The 17,363-nt window shown below is 68.8% G+C and carries 20 protein-coding genes and 2 pseudogenes; 9 read left to right on the forward strand and 13 right to left on the reverse strand.

The genetic code is table 11. The features are described 5' to 3' along the window. Positions 1 to 102: 102 nt before the first annotated feature. Positions 103 to 405 (reverse strand): hypothetical protein, encoded by a 303-nt coding sequence (locus tag BLU79_RS47980; protein WP_143052603.1) that lies wholly within the window; start codon positions 403 to 405, stop codon positions 103 to 105. Here BLU79_RS47980 and BLU79_RS46205 point away from each other — a divergent pair. From BLU79_RS46205 to BLU79_RS46230, 6 genes are all read left to right on the forward strand, one after another. Next, on the forward strand, positions 397 to 777 hold the full coding sequence (locus tag BLU79_RS46205) for a DUF5990 family protein (protein ID WP_256333753.1): 381 nt from the start codon (positions 397 to 399) through the stop codon (positions 775 to 777). The genes BLU79_RS47980 and BLU79_RS46205 overlap by 9 nt on opposite strands. Positions 778 to 1,413: 636 nt before the next feature. Beyond that, positions 1,414 to 1,617 (forward strand): cold-shock protein, encoded by a 204-nt coding sequence (locus tag BLU79_RS46210; RefSeq protein WP_093912074.1) that lies wholly within the window; start codon positions 1,414 to 1,416, stop codon positions 1,615 to 1,617. A gap of 244 nt (positions 1,618 to 1,861) precedes the next feature. Beyond that, a complete protein-coding gene (locus BLU79_RS46215; RefSeq protein WP_093912075.1) occupies positions 1,862 to 3,355 on the forward strand; it encodes a DEAD/DEAH box helicase in 1,494 nt (497 codons plus the stop codon). Between the two features lie 104 nt (positions 3,356 to 3,459). Next, on the forward strand, positions 3,460 to 3,744 hold the full coding sequence (locus BLU79_RS46220) for a hypothetical protein (RefSeq protein ID WP_093912076.1): 285 nt from the start codon (positions 3,460 to 3,462) through the stop codon (positions 3,742 to 3,744). Positions 3,745 to 3,792: 48 nt separating this feature from the next. Further along, the gene (locus BLU79_RS46225; protein ID WP_093912077.1) at positions 3,793 to 4,104 is read left to right on the forward strand and encodes an SCO5918 family protein; all 312 of its coding nucleotides are present in this window, start codon (positions 3,793 to 3,795) and stop codon (positions 4,102 to 4,104) included. 683 nt (positions 4,105 to 4,787) lie between these two features. Then, entirely contained in the window at positions 4,788 to 5,141 is a 354-nt protein-coding gene (locus BLU79_RS46230; protein ID WP_093912078.1) for a MerR family transcriptional regulator, read from the forward strand. 480 nt (positions 5,142 to 5,621) lie between these two features. Here BLU79_RS46230 and BLU79_RS46235 read toward each other — a convergent pair whose 3' ends face one another. From BLU79_RS46235 to BLU79_RS46255, 5 genes are all read right to left on the reverse strand, one after another. Then, positions 5,622 to 7,256: a serine hydrolase gene (locus BLU79_RS46235; protein ID WP_371132083.1), complete on the reverse strand. Its 1,635-nt coding sequence runs from the start codon at positions 7,254 to 7,256 to the stop codon at positions 5,622 to 5,624. A gap of 602 nt (positions 7,257 to 7,858) precedes the next feature. Further along, positions 7,859 to 8,302 (reverse strand): PIN domain-containing protein, encoded by a 444-nt coding sequence (locus tag BLU79_RS46240; RefSeq protein ID WP_093912080.1) that lies wholly within the window; start codon positions 8,300 to 8,302, stop codon positions 7,859 to 7,861. After that, the gene (locus tag BLU79_RS46245) at positions 8,299 to 8,559 is read right to left on the reverse strand and encodes a ribbon-helix-helix domain-containing protein (protein WP_093912101.1); all 261 of its coding nucleotides are present in this window, start codon (positions 8,557 to 8,559) and stop codon (positions 8,299 to 8,301) included. Before BLU79_RS46245 ends, BLU79_RS46240 begins: the two co-directional genes overlap by 4 nt. 132 nt (positions 8,560 to 8,691) lie before the next feature. Further along, a complete protein-coding gene (locus tag BLU79_RS46250) occupies positions 8,692 to 9,015 on the reverse strand; it encodes a hypothetical protein (protein ID WP_093912081.1) in 324 nt (107 codons plus the stop codon). Further along, positions 9,012 to 10,064, reverse strand: coding sequence for a Shedu anti-phage system protein SduA domain-containing protein (locus BLU79_RS46255; protein WP_256333754.1), 1,053 nt, complete (start codon positions 10,062 to 10,064; stop codon positions 9,012 to 9,014). Before BLU79_RS46255 ends, BLU79_RS46250 begins: the two co-directional genes overlap by 4 nt. A gap of 167 nt (positions 10,065 to 10,231) precedes the next feature. Here BLU79_RS46255 and BLU79_RS46260 point away from each other — a divergent pair, with 167 nt between their 5' ends. Continuing rightward, on the forward strand, positions 10,232 to 11,134 hold the full coding sequence (locus BLU79_RS46260) for an aminoglycoside phosphotransferase family protein (protein WP_093912083.1): 903 nt from the start codon (positions 10,232 to 10,234) through the stop codon (positions 11,132 to 11,134). 159 nt (positions 11,135 to 11,293) lie between these two features. Here BLU79_RS46260 and BLU79_RS46265 read toward each other — a convergent pair whose 3' ends face one another. Further along, a complete protein-coding gene (locus BLU79_RS46265) occupies positions 11,294 to 11,749 on the reverse strand; it encodes a VOC family protein (protein WP_093912084.1) in 456 nt (151 codons plus the stop codon). Between the two features lie 126 nt (positions 11,750 to 11,875). Next, a pseudogene (locus BLU79_RS46270) lies at positions 11,876 to 12,319 on the reverse strand (LuxR C-terminal-related transcriptional regulator); the annotation flags it as partial. A 66-nt stretch (positions 12,320 to 12,385) separates the two neighbouring features. On the opposite strand from BLU79_RS46270, the gene BLU79_RS46275 reads away from it, so the two are divergent. Further along, positions 12,386 to 12,862 (forward strand): hypothetical protein, encoded by a 477-nt coding sequence (locus BLU79_RS46275; RefSeq protein ID WP_256333755.1) that lies wholly within the window; start codon positions 12,386 to 12,388, stop codon positions 12,860 to 12,862. Between the two features lie 70 nt (positions 12,863 to 12,932). Here BLU79_RS46275 and BLU79_RS46280 read toward each other — a convergent pair whose 3' ends face one another. After that, the gene (locus BLU79_RS46280) at positions 12,933 to 13,256 is read right to left on the reverse strand and encodes a MoaF-related domain-containing protein (protein WP_093912085.1); all 324 of its coding nucleotides are present in this window, start codon (positions 13,254 to 13,256) and stop codon (positions 12,933 to 12,935) included. Between the two features lie 17 nt (positions 13,257 to 13,273). Continuing rightward, positions 13,274 to 14,032 carry a nuclear transport factor 2 family protein gene (locus tag BLU79_RS46285; protein WP_093912103.1) on the reverse strand — a complete coding sequence of 253 codons (759 nt, stop codon included), beginning with the start codon at positions 14,030 to 14,032 and terminating at the stop codon, positions 13,274 to 13,276. A 98-nt stretch (positions 14,033 to 14,130) separates the two neighbouring features. On the opposite strand from BLU79_RS46285, the gene BLU79_RS46290 reads away from it, so the two are divergent. Then, on the forward strand, positions 14,131 to 15,027 hold the full coding sequence (locus tag BLU79_RS46290) for an AraC family transcriptional regulator (protein WP_093912086.1): 897 nt from the start codon (positions 14,131 to 14,133) through the stop codon (positions 15,025 to 15,027). A gap of 112 nt (positions 15,028 to 15,139) precedes the next feature. Here the strand turns inward: BLU79_RS46290 and BLU79_RS48540 are convergent, their stop codons facing one another. The 3 genes and pseudogenes from BLU79_RS48540 to BLU79_RS46305 all read right to left on the reverse strand — a co-directional run bounded on the left by BLU79_RS48540 (position 15,140) and on the right by BLU79_RS46305 (position 17,043). Further along, positions 15,140 to 15,415 carry an FAD-binding domain-containing protein gene (locus BLU79_RS48540; protein ID WP_177001461.1) on the reverse strand — a complete coding sequence of 92 codons (276 nt, stop codon included), beginning with the start codon at positions 15,413 to 15,415 and terminating at the stop codon, positions 15,140 to 15,142. Positions 15,416 to 15,431: 16 nt separating this feature from the next. Further along, positions 15,432 to 15,500 (reverse strand): annotated as a pseudogene (locus tag BLU79_RS50215) (hypothetical protein); the annotation flags it as partial. 16 nt (positions 15,501 to 15,516) lie between these two features. After that, complete coding sequence (locus BLU79_RS46305) at positions 15,517 to 17,043, reverse strand: SDR family oxidoreductase (protein ID WP_256333756.1); 1,527 nt, start codon at positions 17,041 to 17,043, stop codon at positions 15,517 to 15,519. Positions 17,044 to 17,363 lie beyond the last annotated feature (320 nt).

Here is a 17,363-nt window from a genome sequence, read left to right on the forward strand (position 1 = left end):
GCGCGACCCTATGCTGACGCCCATGCGGGCATCCACGTCCCTCTGGACCAGCCCCTCCATGGTTTTCCAGTCCTGCGCGACCCTCTTGGGCATGCCCCCTCCTCAGTACCTCGTGTCGCCGGTGTTGTCGCGGTAGCGCTGCTCAGCCAGCGGAATCTTGTAGCGGTACCAACGCTCCCGGTGATGGGGCTGACCGCGCCGCAGGCGCCGTACACCACGGGCCGTCCCTCGACGGTCGAACAAGTGCCGTTCTGGGAAGTGCACTTGGCCCAGCCGCCGGCCCGGGTTGCCGAGGGGCGCGACGGAGCAGGACTTCATGATGTCGGCCGCCGGGGCGCCACCGAAGGAGGCGCCGGTGCTGCCGGTCGCCCTCTCGTAGGTGTACGTTCCGGCGCCGTGGGCCACCGCGCGGGTGCCGGTGAAAGTGCAGAACTCCTGGAGCCACAGCCCGGCGACGCACCGTCGGCGACATGGACCCTGGAGTGCACCACGAGTTCCTCGCCGACCGGCACCGAGGTCAAAGGGCCCTCCGTGCAGGACCGTCTGGGCCGACGGTTCATCTACCTGTCGTGGGGCACGGTCGACGAGTCGGGCACCTTCACGATGTTCCGCCGCGCCAAGCTCATGCTCGACGTCATCTCCGCCGACGTACTCGCCGCCGCCGCACGCGCCGGGCTGCTGGTCGGACGACTCGGCCTGACCGACGCGCAGGGCGGGCCCCTGTGCGGACGCGTCGAGCCCCCGCACATCACCTGGACCGCCGCACGCGCCGGCTGAGAGCGGTTGCATACCGTCCCTCGCCGGCATCGCCTGCGCGCCACCCGCGGTCAGTGCTCACCGGTGGTGAGGCTGAGCGAGACACAGCGATTCTCGTGGCGGCAGGCGCGGCACGATGTCGTCGCCATACGGGCGGAACGCGGCCGGCAGCCTGGCGAAAGCACCTGACCGATGAACCGGCCACCCGTCCGGTTGACGACGCGGGTGCTCACGGGAGCCGCCGTGGCTGCGGCCGTCGGCGTCGTACCCTTCTGGCCGATGTGACCTTCATCGCGATAGTGGGGTCTCGGCGGGGTACCCGTTGCCCCATCCGCTGATGACGATGGCAGCGGCGCATGGCTCATCGACGGAGGTCATGGCGCTGTGGCCGGAAGCGCTCGGCAGGAACACTGCATCCGCGCGGATCAATATCTGTATCCGTGAAGTGAGAAATAGGTGCGGCACACAGCGAGTATTCCTCGATCACCGGCTCTGGCGGAATTATTTTCCCGCGCAGGGTCGATCGCGGCATGCTAATGTCGATCTCAGTTGCAGGTGTGGTTGCCAGAAGGTTCATTTTCCGACGGGTTAATCAGCACGGCGACGCGGAATCCGCACAGGGCGAATTCCGCACATCGTCTCCGAAGGAGAAATGACATGGCTACTGGCACCGTGAAGTGGTTCAACGCGGAAAAGGGCTTCGGCTTCATCGAGCAGGACGGCGGCGGCGCCGACGTCTTCGCCCACTACTCGAACATCGCCACCCAGGGCTTCCGCGAGCTGCAGGAAGGCCAGAAGGTGTCGTTCGACATCGGGCAGGGCCAGAAGGGCCCGACGGCCGAGAACATCGTTCCTGCCTGACACCGGCAGCAACGCATACTTCGCAGCTGGGGCCCGCACCTTGGGGTGCGGGCCCCAGCTCGCTGCATTTCAGGGCGCATGACGGGAATGCCTCACCGCATCACCGAGCGGTGACGCATTACCCCGTCGATCCGAATCGGCGCCCATCACCTCCGGCCCGTTCTCGCGATTCTCTGCGCCGTTCATTTTGCTGCGGAATCTCCTTGCTACGTGCCCACGTGCTCACATCGAGGAAAGGTTCCGCTTGAACCGCGCACGCACCGCACGCACGACCCGCACCTACGACCGCTCCCGGGGTTCTGCCGCCCAGCTGTCGGGAGCGCCGCGGCGTTCCCAGAGCTACGGACGTCGACAGGCCGCACCCCAGGGCGAGTTCGCGCTACCGAAGACGATCACGCCCGCGCTGCCCGCCGTCGAGTCCTTCGCCGACCTCACCCTGCCGGCGCCGTTGCTGGCCGCGCTCGGGCACGAGGGCGTGACCGTACCGTTCCCCATCCAGGGAGCGACCCTGCCGAACTCCCTCGCCGGACGGGATGTGCTCGGCCGCGGCCGTACCGGGTCGGGCAAGACCCTCGCTTTCGGTCTTGCGATGCTGGCCCGTACAGCGGGCCGGCGCGCGGAATCACGGCAGCCGCTTGCCTTGGTCCTCGTCCCCACCCGCGAGCTGGCCCAGCAAGTGACCGACGCGCTCACCCCGTACGCCCGCTCCGTGCGGCTGCGGCTGGCGACCGTGGTCGGCGGGATGTCCATCGGCAGGCAGGCCGGGGCGCTGCGGGCCGGGGCAGAGGTCGTCGTCGCGACGCCGGGTCGGCTCAAGGACCTCATCGGCCGTGGCGACTGCCGGCTGGATGACGTCGCCATCACCGTCCTCGACGAGGCCGACCAGATGGCCGACATGGGCTTCATGCCGCAGGTCACCGCCCTGCTCGATCAGGTGCGGCCCGAAGGACAGCGGATGCTCTTCTCCGCCACCCTGGACCGCAACGTCGACCTGCTCGTCCGCCGCTACCTGACCGACCCGGTGGTCCACTCCGTCGACCCCTCCGCGGGAGCGGTCACCACGATGGAGCACCACGTACTCCACGTGCACGAGGCGGACAAGCACCGGACGACCACCGAGATCGCGGCACGAGACGGCCGGGTGATCATGTTCCTGGACACCAAGCACGCCGTGGACCGGCTCACCAAGCACCTGCTGAACAGCGGCATCCGCGCTGCGGCCCTGCACGGCGGCAAGTCCCAGCCCCAGCGCACCCGGACCCTCGCCCAGTTCAAGACCGGACATGTGACGGTACTGGTGGCGACGAACGTCGCCGCCCGCGGCATCCACGTCGACAATCTCGACCTGGTCGTCAACGTCGATCCGCCCACCGACCACAAGGACTACCTGCACCGCGGCGGCCGCACCGCCCGCGCCGGCGAGTCCGGCAGCGTCGTCACCCTCGTCACCCCCGGCCAGCGCCGCGGCATGAGCCGACTGATGGCTTCGGCCGCCATCACCCCCCAGATCACCCCGGTACGTTCGGGTGAGGAGGAACTGAGCCGCATCACCGGGGCCCAGGCCCCTTCCGGAATTCCCGTCGTCATCACCGCCCCCGCCGCGGAACGCCCCCGCCGCGCCGGGTCGTCCGCGGCTTCCTCGCCCCGAGGCCGCCGCGCCCGCCCCGCCCAGGGGCACGCCACCGGACGAGCGGGGCGGCGCAGGACGCAGCGGCCCGCCTTCGACCCGGCTGCCTAGATGCATCGATCAGAAGCTCGCCCATCCCTGAGGAGACAGATTTGACACCGGTGCAGACGCGGCGGCAACGAACGGTTCCCTCCCCCCGGAGCGCAGTCGACGACATGGACGCGGCCGGGCCCCGGGTCCGGGACGACATGACCGTCGAGGTCGCCCTGGCCGTCGTGGCCAGTGCCGGTGTCGAGTTCCTCCTCCTGTGCGACGGGGACGACGAGTGCACGGGCTCGATCACCAGGGCCGAACTCGCCGTTCACCGCCGCAGTTCCACGTACACGGACCGGCTCCGTCTACGGGACGTCCTCGACGGACCGTTCACCTCGCCCGCCCCTCGGCCCGTCGCCGTCGGGGAACACGGGCGGGCCCCGGGCGTCCTCGCCCTCTCCCGCTGATCCGCCTCACCCCGGTCAGCCCGTTCTCCTTCTCTCTGTGAGGGCATCATGCGCTGTGTCATCGCCCGGTACCCGTTCGACCTGACCAAGAGCGGAGTGCTGGCCTCGATGAGGGGCGTCCCGCCCGAGATCGTCACGGGTGAGTCCGTGACCATCGGCCGCCGCCGCTACCCCGTCAAGCAGGTGGGCCAGGTCATCACCCGACAGGACCGCCGCGACTTCTCCGGCGGCGAAGTCATCCGGGCCATGACCCGCCTCGGCTTCACCTGCCATGCCCGCCCCGACGCCGCGCCCGTGCGTGTCCCGACTCCGGTCCAGACCGCGTCGACACTGCTCGGCGCCGCCTCCATGGACGTATGAGGCCGGGCGGCAAACCGCCATCAGGATCCCCCGTGAGGGCCCTGCCGACATGTGTCGGCAGGGCCCTCACGGCCGTCTCGCCGTCCGCTCTCCGCGACTGAACCGCCGGCCACAACGGCCTGCGTCACCCGTTGTTGCAGGTGACAGGCTATCTGTTCCCCCAAAGAGCCGAAACCTACTCTTGCCAGAGTAGACATTGAGCCATGGCACGGTTAGCCTTTTTCTCGTTGAAACCGGTCAAGCGAAACCCGGCAGACACGAACTGGCGGGTTGCAGTACATGAAGTTCGCAGGCCAGTGCGGCTCTGGAGTCCCGAAGCCAAGTGTTCGTAGAACGGTGACGGGGCTGAGGGCCACACTGGGCGGCCCGCAGGTCGAGGGGCCGCCGACAGCAGTACCGCAGTACCAGTTCACCAAGCGGTTGGTTCAGAGGAAGGACGGAGGACGCAGACGCCATCAGGATCGCCCGGCCCGGGAAGCACTCGGCCGGGTACCGCAAGACCCAGGATTGGAAGGTGGTCCCCGGTCACGCAGCCGCGATCCCCGCACCCCCCTTCTGCAGGGCTGGTAGCGGAAACAGACGGTCGGCACAGCAATAGGGCCGACAGATGGTGTTGAATTTCCTTCGGGGCCCTGGTGCCGTACGGCACCAGGGCCCCTCGACGCGTTGCACAACGAGGTGACATGACAGCAGATATCCCCCTCAGTGATCGTCTGGACGACGACGACTACCCCGCATACACCATGGGGCGGGCCGCCGAGATGCTCGGAGCCACCCCGGCTTTCCTCCGAGCCATCGGTGAGGCCCGTCTGATCACTCCGCTTCGCTCGGAGGGCGGGCACCGCCGGTACTCCCGCTACCAACTGCGGATCGCCGCGCGCGCCCGCGAGCTCGTCGACAGGGGCACCCCGATCGAGGCTGCATGCCGCATCGTCATCCTTGAGGACCAGCTCGAGGAAGCTCAGCGCATCAACGCCGAGTACCGCAACCGTGCCGAGCACGAAGCGCCCGACAGCTCTCTTCCCGGTGCCAGCTGATCACGTGGGCGCGCGCCGGTCGGCTCGAACACGCGCGACGCCCGATCGCCCCTGAGCGCCCGCCTGGGACAGCAGTTCGTGCCCCGCGGGTCAGCCTCCCGGCAGCGGGCGGTGGCGCCTCCGCGGTCGACGGCCGTCTTGACGCCCGCGAAGATCACCAGTCGGACTCCCCCGCTACGGCGCCGTGCCCCCAGCGTGCCCGTAACAGCTGACGGCAACGGTCGACAGCGGTGCGAGCCGGCACTCACACAGCGCTACCGGCACGCCACATGAGTGCAGGTCAGCGACCACGTGGCCCTCCAAGCGCCGTCGCTTCCCAAGCTGAGAGCGCGAGTTCGATTCTCGTCACCCGCTCCACTTTGAAACCCCAGGTCGGCGGCCTGGGGTTTGTTTGTTGCCTAGATCATGCTGGAGCGGATGCAGGCGACGCTCGGCAATGCGACCTCCTGCGCCGTATCCGGCCGGCCTTGCCCGCAGGCTCTAGTCGTTCCTCGTGAAGGTGCCGAGACCGGTCGTGTCGAGGTTCTCGACCCGGACCTTGTCGGCGCGTCCGCCGGGCCCGACGGTGAAGGTCACGCCGGACAGGCCGACGGCCATTTCGCCGGTGGTGCGGTAGCTGAAGGTGTCACCGTCGTAGTGGCGCAAGGAGAACCGTTGCTTCTTGGGCCCAAGTTGCATGGTGAGTTCGTCCCCCTGGGCGCTGACGGTCATCGGGCCGTAGTAATCATTGGCGTACGTTCCGGTGTAGGCGCTGTTCGCCTTGGCGGGTGCGGGCGAGGCCGGAGGCTTGCTGTAGTCGACCGGCGATTGTTCCCCGTGCAGGGATTGCTTGAAGATCGGCCCGAGGAACGTCAGCCAGTCGACGGTCGGCCCGCCCGTCTGCGCGGTGTCGAGGAACGTGGAGGCGATCGCCTCGGGCACGCCGATGGGCTCGCCGTTGGTCAGGACGACGATGCCGAGCTTCTCCGAGGGCAGCAACGCGACGTTGGTGGCCGCCCCCAGCGCGAAGCCGCCGGAGTGGCCGAGCTTCAGCCTGCCCTGGTCGTCGTAGCTCACGTTCCAGCCGAGCCCGTAGAACCCGGACCTGCCGGCGGGCGCGTGCGGCGGCTCGGAGACCATGCGCGGCAGGTGGGTCTGCTCCAGCGCGTCGGCGTCGACGACTTGCCGCCCCTCGAATGTGCCGTCGCCCAGTTGCAGGCGCAGCCACTTCGTCATGTCCTGGGCCGTGGAGCTGGCCCCGCCCGCCGGGCTCTGGGCGTCCGCGTCGCGCACATGCTCGGCACGCCAGGTGTCCCCGGTCTTCACATGCAAGGCGGCCTTGTTGTCCGCCTTCTCGTAGTCGGCGAAGGAAGAGCTGGTGGAGTCCATGCCGAGTGGCCGGTACAGCTTCTCGGCGGACAGCTTCTCCCAGCTGGTCCCCGCTGCTCGCGCGGCGGCGACTCCGGCTTCGGTCAGTCCGAAGTTGGTGTACGCGTAGTGGGCACGGAAGGGAGCCGACGGTTCGTAGCGGAGGTGGTCCAGGATGTACGAGCGGTCGTAGCCGAGGTCCTCCAGGAGGTCTCCGGCGTGGTCGGGCAGTCCGCTGCGATGCGCGAACAGGTCGGCCAGCGTGACATGGCGGGTGACCCACGGGTCCTTCAGCGCGAAGCCGGAGCTGTGGTCGACGACCGGGTCGTCCCAGCCGACGGTCTTCTCGCCCACGGCCGCGGCGACCACGGTGGACGCAAGGGGCTTGGAGACCGAGGCGAGCTGGAAGACGGTGTCCGCTCCGACCTCGTCCTTCGTGCCTGCCTTCCGCACGCCGAACCCCTTCACATACAGCACCTCGTCGTCGTGCACCACGCCCACGGCGACACCGGGCACACCGGTGCGGCGCATGGCATCCCGTACGACGTCGTCCAGCTTGCTCACCGCGGTCTCGACCTCCGCCCGGGTGAGCTGTGGCGGTGGCTGGGCGGGTGGGACGGTGGGCAGCGGCGACGTCCCGACGGCCGCACGCCCGGCGACGGTGGTGTCGGCATCGGACCCGGTACAGCCGACGGCCAGTGCCGCTACCAGGCCCAGTGCCGCGGCGGAGCGAAGGGGGCGCGGGCATGCACTGTCGAGTCGGGACATGTCTTCCATGGAAATCCCGCCCCCGGCACCTGTCGCGCCTTGGCGAGCCGTTCGGGGGGTCCGGCATAGCGCCGTCACGCTCGCCTGTTCAGGCCGCCCAAGGCTGAGTCCCTGTGCACGGTGTCGTGCCCATAGCGTGCCCAAGAGAGCGGACAACCACGGTCAACAGCGGTGGGATCCGACACCACTTTCATCCCAGAGAGAAGGCATTGCGCAGGTCAGAGCCATAGAGCCCACCCAAGCGCTGTCGCTTCCCCAGCTGAGGGCGCGAGTTCGATTCTCGTCACCCGCTCCTTTGAAGCCCCAGGCCAACGGCCTGGGGCTTTTGCGCGAGCGGGGCTCTCCCGCGTTTTCTGGCACATGTCGCGCTCGAAGATTGGGCACGCGGAGGGCACGAGTGTTTTGCGGGTGCAGCCCGCTCACGTTGTCGCACGGCACTGACCTGCGACTTCACGTCAACCATCAGCAGGTTCGCGCGGTGAGAGCGCACTCAGCCTGCCCGTCCCGAACGGCGCCGGACGCTTACCGCTCATCGCCCAACTCGACACGAGGGGACACAACTTCCTTGCGGGAGCAGGCGCTTGGCCGCCGAGGATCTCGCGTCAGAGCGGGAGGTCGTCCGGGAGTACCCGGAACGCCTTGTGGCGACCCAATGGCCGTACGGCCCGGAAGTCCCGTCGATCGAGAGTGAGGATCGCGTCAGTGTCGTAGTCGGCCGCAAGCGCCACGTTCACCGCGTCGGCGAGGTCCAGGTCGAGCGCGCGGTAGCGGACTCGGACGGACTGGGCGGCACCCAAGTGGCCCTCCGTGATCTCCGGCATCACGACACGACCCCGGCTCATCCAGCGCCGCAGGTCGTCGACCGCGCTCAGGGCGGCCTCGCGGCCCAACTCACGCGTGGCCACGTGATCGAGTTCCGCCAGCAGGAGCGGGGACATGATCAGGAGACCGGCCGCCATGATCGCCTCGTTCGCGCCCCTGTGCTCCGGGTGCATCGAGTCGAGAGCGGCCAGGAGGCCGGATGTATCCGCGATGACGATGATCACGCGACAGTTCCGGAGTCCGTCTCGCGGCGGACCGCGTCCGCGACCGCGTCACGGACCTCAGCCTTGTCCGGCGTGCGCCCCGACCCCTCGAACGTACGCGAGAACAACGGCTCGTCCCAGACACGGTTCGCCATCGCCGCGAGATGAATCCCCTGACGAATGATCTCGGCCTCGCTTATGCCCCGCCGCTTGGCCGCCTCCTTGATGATCGCCAGATCCTCGGGGTCGGCGTAGACGTTCGTGCGCTTCATGGACATGTACCAAGAGTAGTCCATGTACCAGATTGGCGTATAGCGCTGCTTCTTCCCCCTCGTCCCACGGGACCCGTCGGCCTGGCCGCCTCCCCCTGGACCGGCATTTCCCTTGCAATCTGGCTCGCAAGGGACTCGTCAGGCACGCCCCGGGCGCAGGTGGCGGGACGCGGCCAGGCAGGAGGACAGCCAAGTCGCCTCCTGGCGATTGATGATCAGATCCACCACTGTGATCATCCCGTCCCACTCGCCGTCCAGTCGTATCGAGTGGTCGCCGATGCGGAACATCTCCCAGTCCGCGTCGCTGTGCCAGAGCCGGGCGGTCTCCTCGCCCCGGCGTTGGGCGAAGACGAGTTCCTCACCGTGTTCGTTCTGGAAATAGCCGACGTAGTCCTCGGCGGTGATCGCGCCGCCACACAGGCGGGCCAGGATGGATTCGATCTCCGAAGGGGCCTGATTCATACGGCCGGCTCCTCCCTCGGGTCAGAGGGGCCTGGGCCCTGCTGTGCCGACGAGAGCGCCAGCATCCGTTCCGCCGACTCCATCAGAGTCTCGTAAGTAATCACTTCTATGCGTGCCGCGTGTGTGTTGTAGGTCCGCAGAGTTTCCGCGATCTCCTGCGGTATGACTTTCCCGTTCACGTACCGGGGGTGTCCGATCACTACTGTCGCCGAGGCTCTGCGGGTGTCAACGCCGTGATCCGCGAGGATCCTATGGCGGTCCTCGTCCATGACCCGCAGGTAGTTCTGCGCCTGGGAGACCGCTCGATGTGCCAGGGCACCCAGCATGAGGTGGCCACTGCGCCGGATGACCAGGTCCTTGATGTTGGCGCGCTTGAGTTCCACCACGTGCAGGGAGCCGTCACCGCGCAGCAGAGGGATGTCGAGGATGGTGTCCGGGGTGTACTGACGACGGGCCAGCTCGGCGACGTAGGCACCGCCGAAGATCCATTCCTGGTTTTTCAGACAGGCATGGAGTGCGCTCTCGGAACTGTCTGGATCCTCCACCGCGGCACGCAGGGCCGCAAGGCCGGCTCGTCTGGCCTTCAGTTCGAGCAGTTGGGCCAGCAGTCCGACGTCAATGTCCGCCCGGACGTCACTCATCATCCGCGCGGCCTCGGGGGTGGCCTGCCGTGGAAGGTTGCGGAGAACGATCTCCATGTGCCCGTGCACTTGAAGACGTCTCACTTCCCTGGTGGACAACTGAATCCCGCCCTCGCCGGTTCCGAGCCCCAGACAGTCGACGGACTGCGCGTCGACCGGCCTCCGCATGTGTTCCTCGCTGCGCTGCCTCGCCTCCTCGTCGTAGTAGTTCTCCAGGATGTCGAGGAACAGGTCACCTCGGGCGTAGGCAGCGAAGCGCTGAAAGCGCTGGGCGAGCCCGAAGTCCCCGTACAGGATGGCCTCTTGGGCTACATCCTCTAAAGCGTCCACCAAGGGTCTACCCTGGTCGAGCTCGTCGGCGACGACGCGCTCACGCCGGTCGGCAGCCTGTTGGTTGGCCGCACGCACTGTCTCCTCGTCGCCCAGGACGGCAGCGGCGCGGGCCTGGAGACCGAGGAGCCACAGGCCTACGGTGCCGCGGAGGTTCGCGGCGGTCTCGGCGCCCTCGCCGGCGTAGTGATAGGCGTAAACTGGTTGCAGTTGAAGATCGTGGCATTGATGCTTCCACCGTGAAAATGCACGCCAACCAGCTGACTGTGTCGCCTGAGACAGTGCGCATATTGGTGGATCAGCAGTTTCCTGAATGGCGGAGCCTGCCGATCAGGAGCGTCGCCTCCTTCGGGACGGTCAACGCCATCTTCCGCATCGGCGATCGGTTCACGGCTCGATTCCCTCTTGAGTCCGCGGACGTCGAGTCGATGCGGCGCCAACTGGAATCCGAAGTCGAAGCGGCTCGCGAGTTGGCGGGGCGGACGCGTTTCCCCACGCCCGAGCCGGTCGCGCTGGGCAAGCCCGGGGCGGACTACCCCCTTCCGTGGTCGGTACAGACGTGGCTGCCCGGGATCGTGGCCGACGACGAGGACCCAGGCGAATCGGTCGCGTTCGCCCACGACTTGGCCGATCTCATCGGCGACCTACGCGCAATCGACACACGTGGTCGCACCTTTGCCGGCACAGGCCGGGGAGGCGACCTGCGATCTCACGACGCGTGGATGGAGACCTGCTTCGAACGCAGCGAGCAGCTCCTGGATGTTCCCCGGCTTCGCCACCTCTGGGCAACGCTGCGCGAACTGCCGCGCGGTGCCGCGGAGGACGTGATGACACACGGTGACCTGATTCCCGGCAACGTGCTCGTGTCCGCCGGCCGGCTGGCGGGGATTCTTGATGTCGGCGGCTTCGGGCCGGCTGATCCTTCTCTGGATCTCGTGAGCGCGTGGCATTTGCTCGATGCCGGGCCGCGGCGGGTTCTCCGCGATCACCTGGGGTGCGACGACCTTGAATGGGAGCGGGGCAGAGCGTGGGCCTTCGCCCAAGCCATGGGGTTGGTCTGGTACTACATCGAGAGCAACCCGCCCATGAGTCGCCTGGGCCGACGCTCCTTGGAACGCATCGTGGCGGAGCATCCACCACTCCCGTAGGGACGCCGGGGCACCTACACCCTTGCCTCCATCCGGCGTTCCGCGAGTTCGCGCCCCCTTCGGCGCACCCGAGCTGTACCGAGAGAATCGTTGAACGCGGCGACTGTGCAGGTCGCAGCCGTGAACGAGTGGCTGTGACCAGCACCGTCGCAACGGCCCTCAGACGACGTCGAATTCGTTGCCCTCGGGGTCCTGCATGGCGGCGGCGTAGAGCCCCATGTCCGGCTCATCCTTGATCCGCAGCACGGTGGCACCGGCTTTGACCAGCCGTTCCACCGTAGCCTTGACCCGCTGTGTGCGGACGTCCAGTGGAACGTCACGGCCCCCACCGACCTTCAGGTCGAAGTGCCACCGGTTCTTGGCGGCCTTCGGCTCCGGAACCTGCTGGAACCACACCCTCGGTCCACGTCCCACGGGATCGATGATCGACTCCGGAATATCCCCGGCACCGGCCGGCAACTCTGCCTCGGGCACCCCCACAGCCGCCCAGTAAGCACGCCACGTGGCATGCCCGACCGGCGGAGGCTCAGGCACGTAGCCCAGGGCCTCGGCCCAGAAAGTCACCATTCTCTGCGGATCGGAGCAGTCGATCGTCAGCTGCACTGTCATCTCCATGCTCGGAGCATCCCAGGCAGGTCTGACAGACGATCCACTGGAACCGCCCTGACCTGCGACGTCACCCGGGCCGAAGCCCCGGGCACCCGCCGCTTGTCAGGGTCGTCGGGGCGTACCCGGAACGCGTCAGGCCACGCCGAGGAAGCGCAGAACGGCAAGCACCCGGCGGTGGTCCGCATCGGCCTTCGGCAGGTCCAGTTTGGCGAGGATGCCGTTGATGTGTTTGGCCACCGCGCTCTCGCTGACCACGAGCTGCGCGGCTATTCCGGCGTTGGACCGCCCGCCCGCCATCAGCTCCAGGACCTCGCGTTCTCGTGGGGTGAGCCGGTCCAGGGGGTCGCTGTGACGGCGTACCAGCAGCTGGGAGACCACCTGCGGGTCCAGCGCGGTGCCGCCTTCGGCCACCCGCCGCAGTGTGTCGGCGAACTCCTCGACGTCCGCGACCCGTTGCTTGAGCAGGTAGCCGATCCCCGACGTGTGGACGGACAGCAGATCGGCCGCGTACCGCTCCTCCACGTACTGGGAGAGCAGCAGTACGGCAGTACCGGGCCACTGCTGTCTGATGACCAGCGTGCCACCCCGGAACGGACATCTGCGTTACTGACTGTGATCGCCGCGCGGTCGAGGCTGAAGGCCATGAAGGAGGACCGCGAACGCGAGGAGTCCGAACCGATGAGTGCGCTGATCACCCGTCAGCCACAGGGTGTCGAGGGCGGGTCGGCCCTGCGGCGGGTGCGCCGCTGGTACCGGATGGAGCACGTCCTGGTCGCCTGCGGGCTGGCCCTGCTGCCCTGGCTGGTCGTGTTGGCCGACAGCCTGCCCGCAGCGGCCGTCGCCTCGAACTGGCGCACGGTCTGGATCGGCCTGGACGCCGCGGAGGCGGTGGCCCTGATCGCCACGGGACTGCTGGCCGTACGAGATCACCGCCTGTACCCGCTCACGGCCACTGCAGCCGCCACGCTGCTGGTGGTCGACGCCTGGTTCGACACGATGACAGCGGCACCGGGCGTGGACCAGGTCTCGGCGGCGGCGATGGCATTCGGCGCGGAGCTGCCGCTGGCGGTGGTGTGCGTCGTACTGGCGGCAAGGGGGCACGCCCGCCCCACGGTCTGACCGCCCCCCGGGCCTCCTCCGCGTGGGAGCGGGTGGGGCCGCGACGGCACTTCGTAGGCGGCGTGCTCCTCTACATCTCTTCGAGCGTGCCGGTGTGGAGTTCGGGCACCCGGCCATCCGGGGTCTCGTAGGTCCAGAAGGCGTGAACCGTATGGGTGTTGAGGTTCATGGCGTGGGTGACGGTCATGCCGGACTTCTCCGTCCAGCCGACCAGGAAGACACCTGGTGTCACCTCGGCGGCGTGCATGCGCACGTCCTCGGAGGAGCCCTCCATGGCGCCCGCGACGGACTCCCCGTGCAGGCCGGTGCCGTCAGCGGCGTACGTGTTGTGGAAGACGACGCCGTTGTCGACGCTGAACCGGAATCTCTTGCCGGCGTAGGTCAGCTCACTCATGATGTCTCGGGCCCGCCTCAGAACAGGCCGTTGGAGTGCGGCAGTTCGGCCGGAACGGGCGCGATGACGTCCCAGTGCTCGACGATCCTGCCGTCGGCCACCCGGAACAGGTCCCAGTAGACGACCGGCACCCCGAACTCGCCCTCGGACTGCAGCAGTACGAAGTCGCCTTCGGCGACGACCCTGTGGACGGTCCTGTAGACCAGGTTCTTGCCCTGCTCGGCCCACTTGGCGGCCGCGGCGCCGAAGCCGTCCAGCCCGTCGGCGGCCTCCGGATTGTGCTGGAGGTAGGTCTCGGTGGAGATGTAGTCGGTCAGAACCGAGTAGTCGGCGCCGACGAGCACCTTCGCGGCGAACTCCGCGACCAGCTCGCGGTTGGCCTCGGTCTTGTCCAGGTCGCTCGGCGTGGTGGCGCCGTCGGTCTGCGTACGGCCGGAGGCGGTCTCAGTGACAACCGGGGTCAGCGCGTCCCAGTGCTCGGCCAGCTTGCCGTCCGCGTCGACGCGGAACAGGTCGAAGGCGACCAGCGGCTCGGGCCCGAAACCGTGGTAGGTGCCGTGCAGCGCCACCAGATCCCCGTCGGCGATCACCCGGGCGCCCTCGTAGCGGAAGCCCTCCGGCAGACCCGCCACCAGCTGGCGCAGCGCCTCCGGACCGTCCGCAGCCAGGCTGCTGTGCTGACGGTAGCCATCGGACACCCAGCGGTCCACGGCGCTGGGGTCCTTGTCCCCGAAAAGCTCACCGGCTGCCTTGAGGACGTTTCCCTTGCTGCTCATGTGCATGGATCCGATCTGTGCGTTCCGGCGTCACCTTGCCTACCGGGCTGCCCTCCACTCTCCCGCGCCCCCGACTGGGGCGCACGGTAGAGTCAGGCATGCCTATGGTCGAAATGGGACAGACTCCGGTGATCGAGCGGGGCTACCGCAACCCCACCCGGCCCGGTCTGCGCCTGGAGGTCCTGACCTTCACCGACCTTCCCCCGCGCCTGCCGCACGAGGAGTACCGGCGGGTGCACCGTCTGGACTTCCATCACCTCACCCTCGTCCACGACGGCACGGGCACCCTCATGGTCGACTTCGTCGACCATCCGTGCCGACCGGGCACGCTGCTGCACGTCCGTCCAGGGCAGGTACAGCGTCTGCCGACGGGGCCCGACGGCGGCCCCGCCGACCTGGACGCCACGATCGTCCTGTTCACCCCGGACTTCCCACCCCGCCTGCCCACGACCGTCCGGGTGACCGACGACCCCTTCGGCCCGGCCTCCTGGCAGCTCGGGCCCGACGACCACGATCGCTTCCGCCGCGCACTGGCCGACCTCGCCGCCGAGTACGCCGACCTTCCGGACCAGGATCGGGAGATCACCAAGGAGCTGCTACGCCAGCTGCTCTCCGGGATCCTGCTGCGTATCGCCCGCCTCCCCGCCCCCGACACCGGCCCGGAGAAGGGCGCCGCGCAGCAGCCGTACCGCCTCTTCCAGCATGAGCTGGAGCGATCCTTCGCCGTCCTGCGCCAGGCCCACGACTACGCGGCCCGGCTCGGCTACTCCCTCAAGACCCTCAACCGGGCCTGCCAACGGGCCACCGGTCACACCGCCAAGCAGCTCATCGACGCCCGCGTCACCCTGGAGGCCAAGCGTCTGCTGGCCCACACCGAGCTGCCCGTCGCCGCCATCAGCAACCGCCTCGGCTTCACCGAGCCCACCAACTTCAACAAGTTCTTCACCCGTGCGACCGGCCAGACCCCCGGCACCTTCCGTGACCTCCAGAGCTGACCGTCCAGCGGCAGTGAGTGCCTGACGGGCCGGCTGAGAGCGCGAGTTCGATTCTCGTCACCCGCTCCCGATTGAAACTCCAGGTCAGTGGCCTGGGTTTGTTCTCGTCCGGTCAGCTGGCTCTTCGCCGCTCCCTGAACCGGGCGGCGGCCGTCTCCAGGTCCACGATCGGGGCGGGGTAGTCCAGGCCCTCCAGGCCCGCGCGGCCGGCTTCGTCGAGCCGCGGGAGACGGTGGACCGTCCCGGCGTGGAGATGCCGCAGCTCCGGGAGCCAGCGGCGTACGTACTCCCCGTCGGGGTCGAAACGGCGTGCCCGGACCAGTTGGGCACCACGAACCCGGTGCGACGGATGCCGCTGTCGACGACGAGACGAAGAGTGGGACCACACTGTCCGCACCCCGCAGAGCAGCCTGGAGCACAGGGTTGTCGTGCACCCGCAGGTCCGCGGTGAACAAGGCGACGCAGACGCGCACGGTTCCTCGATCCGCCTCAGCGGGTACGGGCCGGTTCAGGGGCCGCCGATTCGGCCGCGGCCGCGATATTGCGGGCCATGCCGCCGAAGACCGCGGCGTGGAACGGGGCCACGCCCCACCAGTAGGCATGCCCGGCCAGGCCGTGCGGATGGAACAGGGCCCGCTGCCGGTACACCGTGCGCCCCTGTGGATCCGGGTCGACGGTCATCTCCAGCCAGGCCAGGCCCGGCAGCCGCATCTCCGCGCGCAGCCGAAGCAGCCGGCCCGGCTCGATCTCCTCCACTCGCCAGAAGTCCAGGCTGTCGCCGACCCGCAGCCGGATCGCGTCCCGGCGGCCCCGGCGCAGGCCGACACCGCCCACCAGGGTGTCCAGCCAGCCGCGCAGGGACCAGGCCAGCGGAGAGGAGTACCAGCCGTTCTCGCCGCCGATCGCCTCCACCACCCGCCACAGCGCCTGCGGCGACGCCGCGACCGTACGCTCGCGGTGATCCGTGTAGAGGCTGCCGCCCGCCCAGTCGGGATCGGTCGGCAGCGGGTCGCTGGGGGCGCGGGGCGTCGAGGCCGAGGACCACCTGGTGGCCACGTCCGCGTCCTGCACGCGCCGCAGAGCCAGCCGGATCGCCCGGTCGAGGGTGACCGGTCCCTCCGGCGGGTCCGGCACGTACCGGACGATGTCCCGCTCGGCGCAGACCACCTCGTGCTTCAGCGACTCGACCAGGGGGCGCGCGAGAGCGCCCGGCACCGGGGTGACCAGACCGACCCAGAGGCTGGACAACCGGGGGGTGAGCAGCGGAACGGGGACGATGACGCGCTTCGGCAGCCCGGCGACGGCGGCGTACCGCCGCATCATCTCCTGATACGTGACGACATCCGGCCCGCCGATGTCGAAGGCCCGGTTCACGTCGTACGGCAGCCGCGCGCACCCCACGAGGAGGCGGAGCACGTCGCGGACGGCGATCGGCTGGATGCGGGTGCGCACCCAGCTCGGGGTCACCATCGCGGGAAGCCGCTCGGTCAGATGGCGGAGCATCTCGAACGAGGCCGAACCCGACCCGATGATCACAGCTGCCCGCAGTACGACAGTCGGTACGCCCGAGGCCAGGAGGATGCGGCCCACTTCGGCGCGGGACCGCAGATGGGGTGACAGTGCGTGCTCGGGTACTCCGGAAGGGCTCAGCCCGCCGAGGTAGACGATCCGCCGGATTCCGGCAGCACGCGCCTGCTCACCGAAGATCCTGGCCGCGCGCCGGTCGGTCTCCTCGAAACCCCGCCCGGTGCCCAGCGCGTGCACCAGGTAGTACGCGACGTCCGTTCCCTCCATGGCCGCGCGCACGGACGCCTCGTCCGTCACGTCCCCGCGCACGGCCTCCGCCTGCCCTGCCCACGGATGGTCCCGCAGCTTGCCGGGCGAGCGGGCCAGGCAGCGCACCGAGTGCCCGGCCGCCAGCAACTCCGGCACCAGCCTGCCGCCCAGGTAACCGGTGGCGCCGGTGACCAGACAGCGCAGTGGCCGGTCGTCGTCGGTCATGCCGATCGCACGCATGCCGGTCGAGTGCGCCTTGTCCATCGACGGGCGGCGGGCCGGGCCGCAAGAAGCGTCATGGCTCTCATGCCTTCCCGGGACGTGCCCCTTTCGAGGGGCTCTGTCGCTGTTCCCCTGAGGCCATGCTTGGGGCCGAGGGCGAGCACCGCAACCTCGCACTGGGCGCCGCCGCGGACAACACGCGGACAACAGCTGAGCAACGCCCCATTGGTTGACTGCCTCCGGGGCTGCCCGGCAGCGCCGCAGGCGGGTACCGGAAGCGGAAGCCGGGCGACTGAGACCGGCCCAACCACTCGAAAACACGATCGCATTGATCGCGT

Source organism: Streptomyces sp. cf386, from assembly GCF_900103585.1.
Classification (GTDB): domain Bacteria; phylum Actinomycetota; class Actinomycetes; order Streptomycetales; family Streptomycetaceae; genus Streptomyces.

Bases quoted from the DNA above. Each gene is read 5' to 3' on its own strand.
- BLU79_RS46245 (WP_093912101.1), bottom strand. From the start codon at position 8,559: ATGTCCATGAAGCGCACGAACGTCTACGCCGACCCCGAGGATCTGGCG.
- BLU79_RS46210 (WP_093912074.1), top strand. From the start codon at position 1,414: ATGGCTACTGGCACCGTGAAGTGGTTCAACGCGGAAAAGGGCTTCGGC.
- BLU79_RS46285 (WP_093912103.1), bottom strand. From the start codon at position 14,032: ATGAGCAGCAAGGGAAACGTCCTCAAGGCAGCCGGTGAGCTTTTCGGG.
- BLU79_RS46230 (WP_093912078.1), top strand. From the start codon at position 4,788: ATGACAGCAGATATCCCCCTCAGTGATCGTCTGGACGACGACGACTAC.
- BLU79_RS46260 (WP_093912083.1), top strand. From the start codon at position 10,232: ATGCACGCCAACCAGCTGACTGTGTCGCCTGAGACAGTGCGCATATTG.
- BLU79_RS46235 (WP_371132083.1), bottom strand. From the start codon at position 7,256: ATGTCCCGACTCGACAGTGCATGCCCGCGCCCCCTTCGCTCCGCCGCG.
- BLU79_RS46225 (WP_093912077.1), top strand. From the start codon at position 3,793: ATGCGCTGTGTCATCGCCCGGTACCCGTTCGACCTGACCAAGAGCGGA.
- BLU79_RS46275 (WP_256333755.1), top strand. From the start codon at position 12,386: ATGAAGGAGGACCGCGAACGCGAGGAGTCCGAACCGATGAGTGCGCTG.
- BLU79_RS46220 (WP_093912076.1), top strand. From the start codon at position 3,460: ATGGACGCGGCCGGGCCCCGGGTCCGGGACGACATGACCGTCGAGGTC.
- BLU79_RS46290 (WP_093912086.1), top strand. From the start codon at position 14,131: ATGCCTATGGTCGAAATGGGACAGACTCCGGTGATCGAGCGGGGCTAC.
- BLU79_RS46265 (WP_093912084.1), bottom strand. From the start codon at position 11,749: ATGGAGATGACAGTGCAGCTGACGATCGACTGCTCCGATCCGCAGAGA.
- BLU79_RS46250 (WP_093912081.1), bottom strand. From the start codon at position 9,015: ATGAATCAGGCCCCTTCGGAGATCGAATCCATCCTGGCCCGCCTGTGT.
- BLU79_RS46305 (WP_256333756.1), bottom strand. From the start codon at position 17,043: ATGCGTGCGATCGGCATGACCGACGACGACCGGCCACTGCGCTGTCTG.
- BLU79_RS46280 (WP_093912085.1), bottom strand. From the start codon at position 13,256: ATGAGTGAGCTGACCTACGCCGGCAAGAGATTCCGGTTCAGCGTCGAC.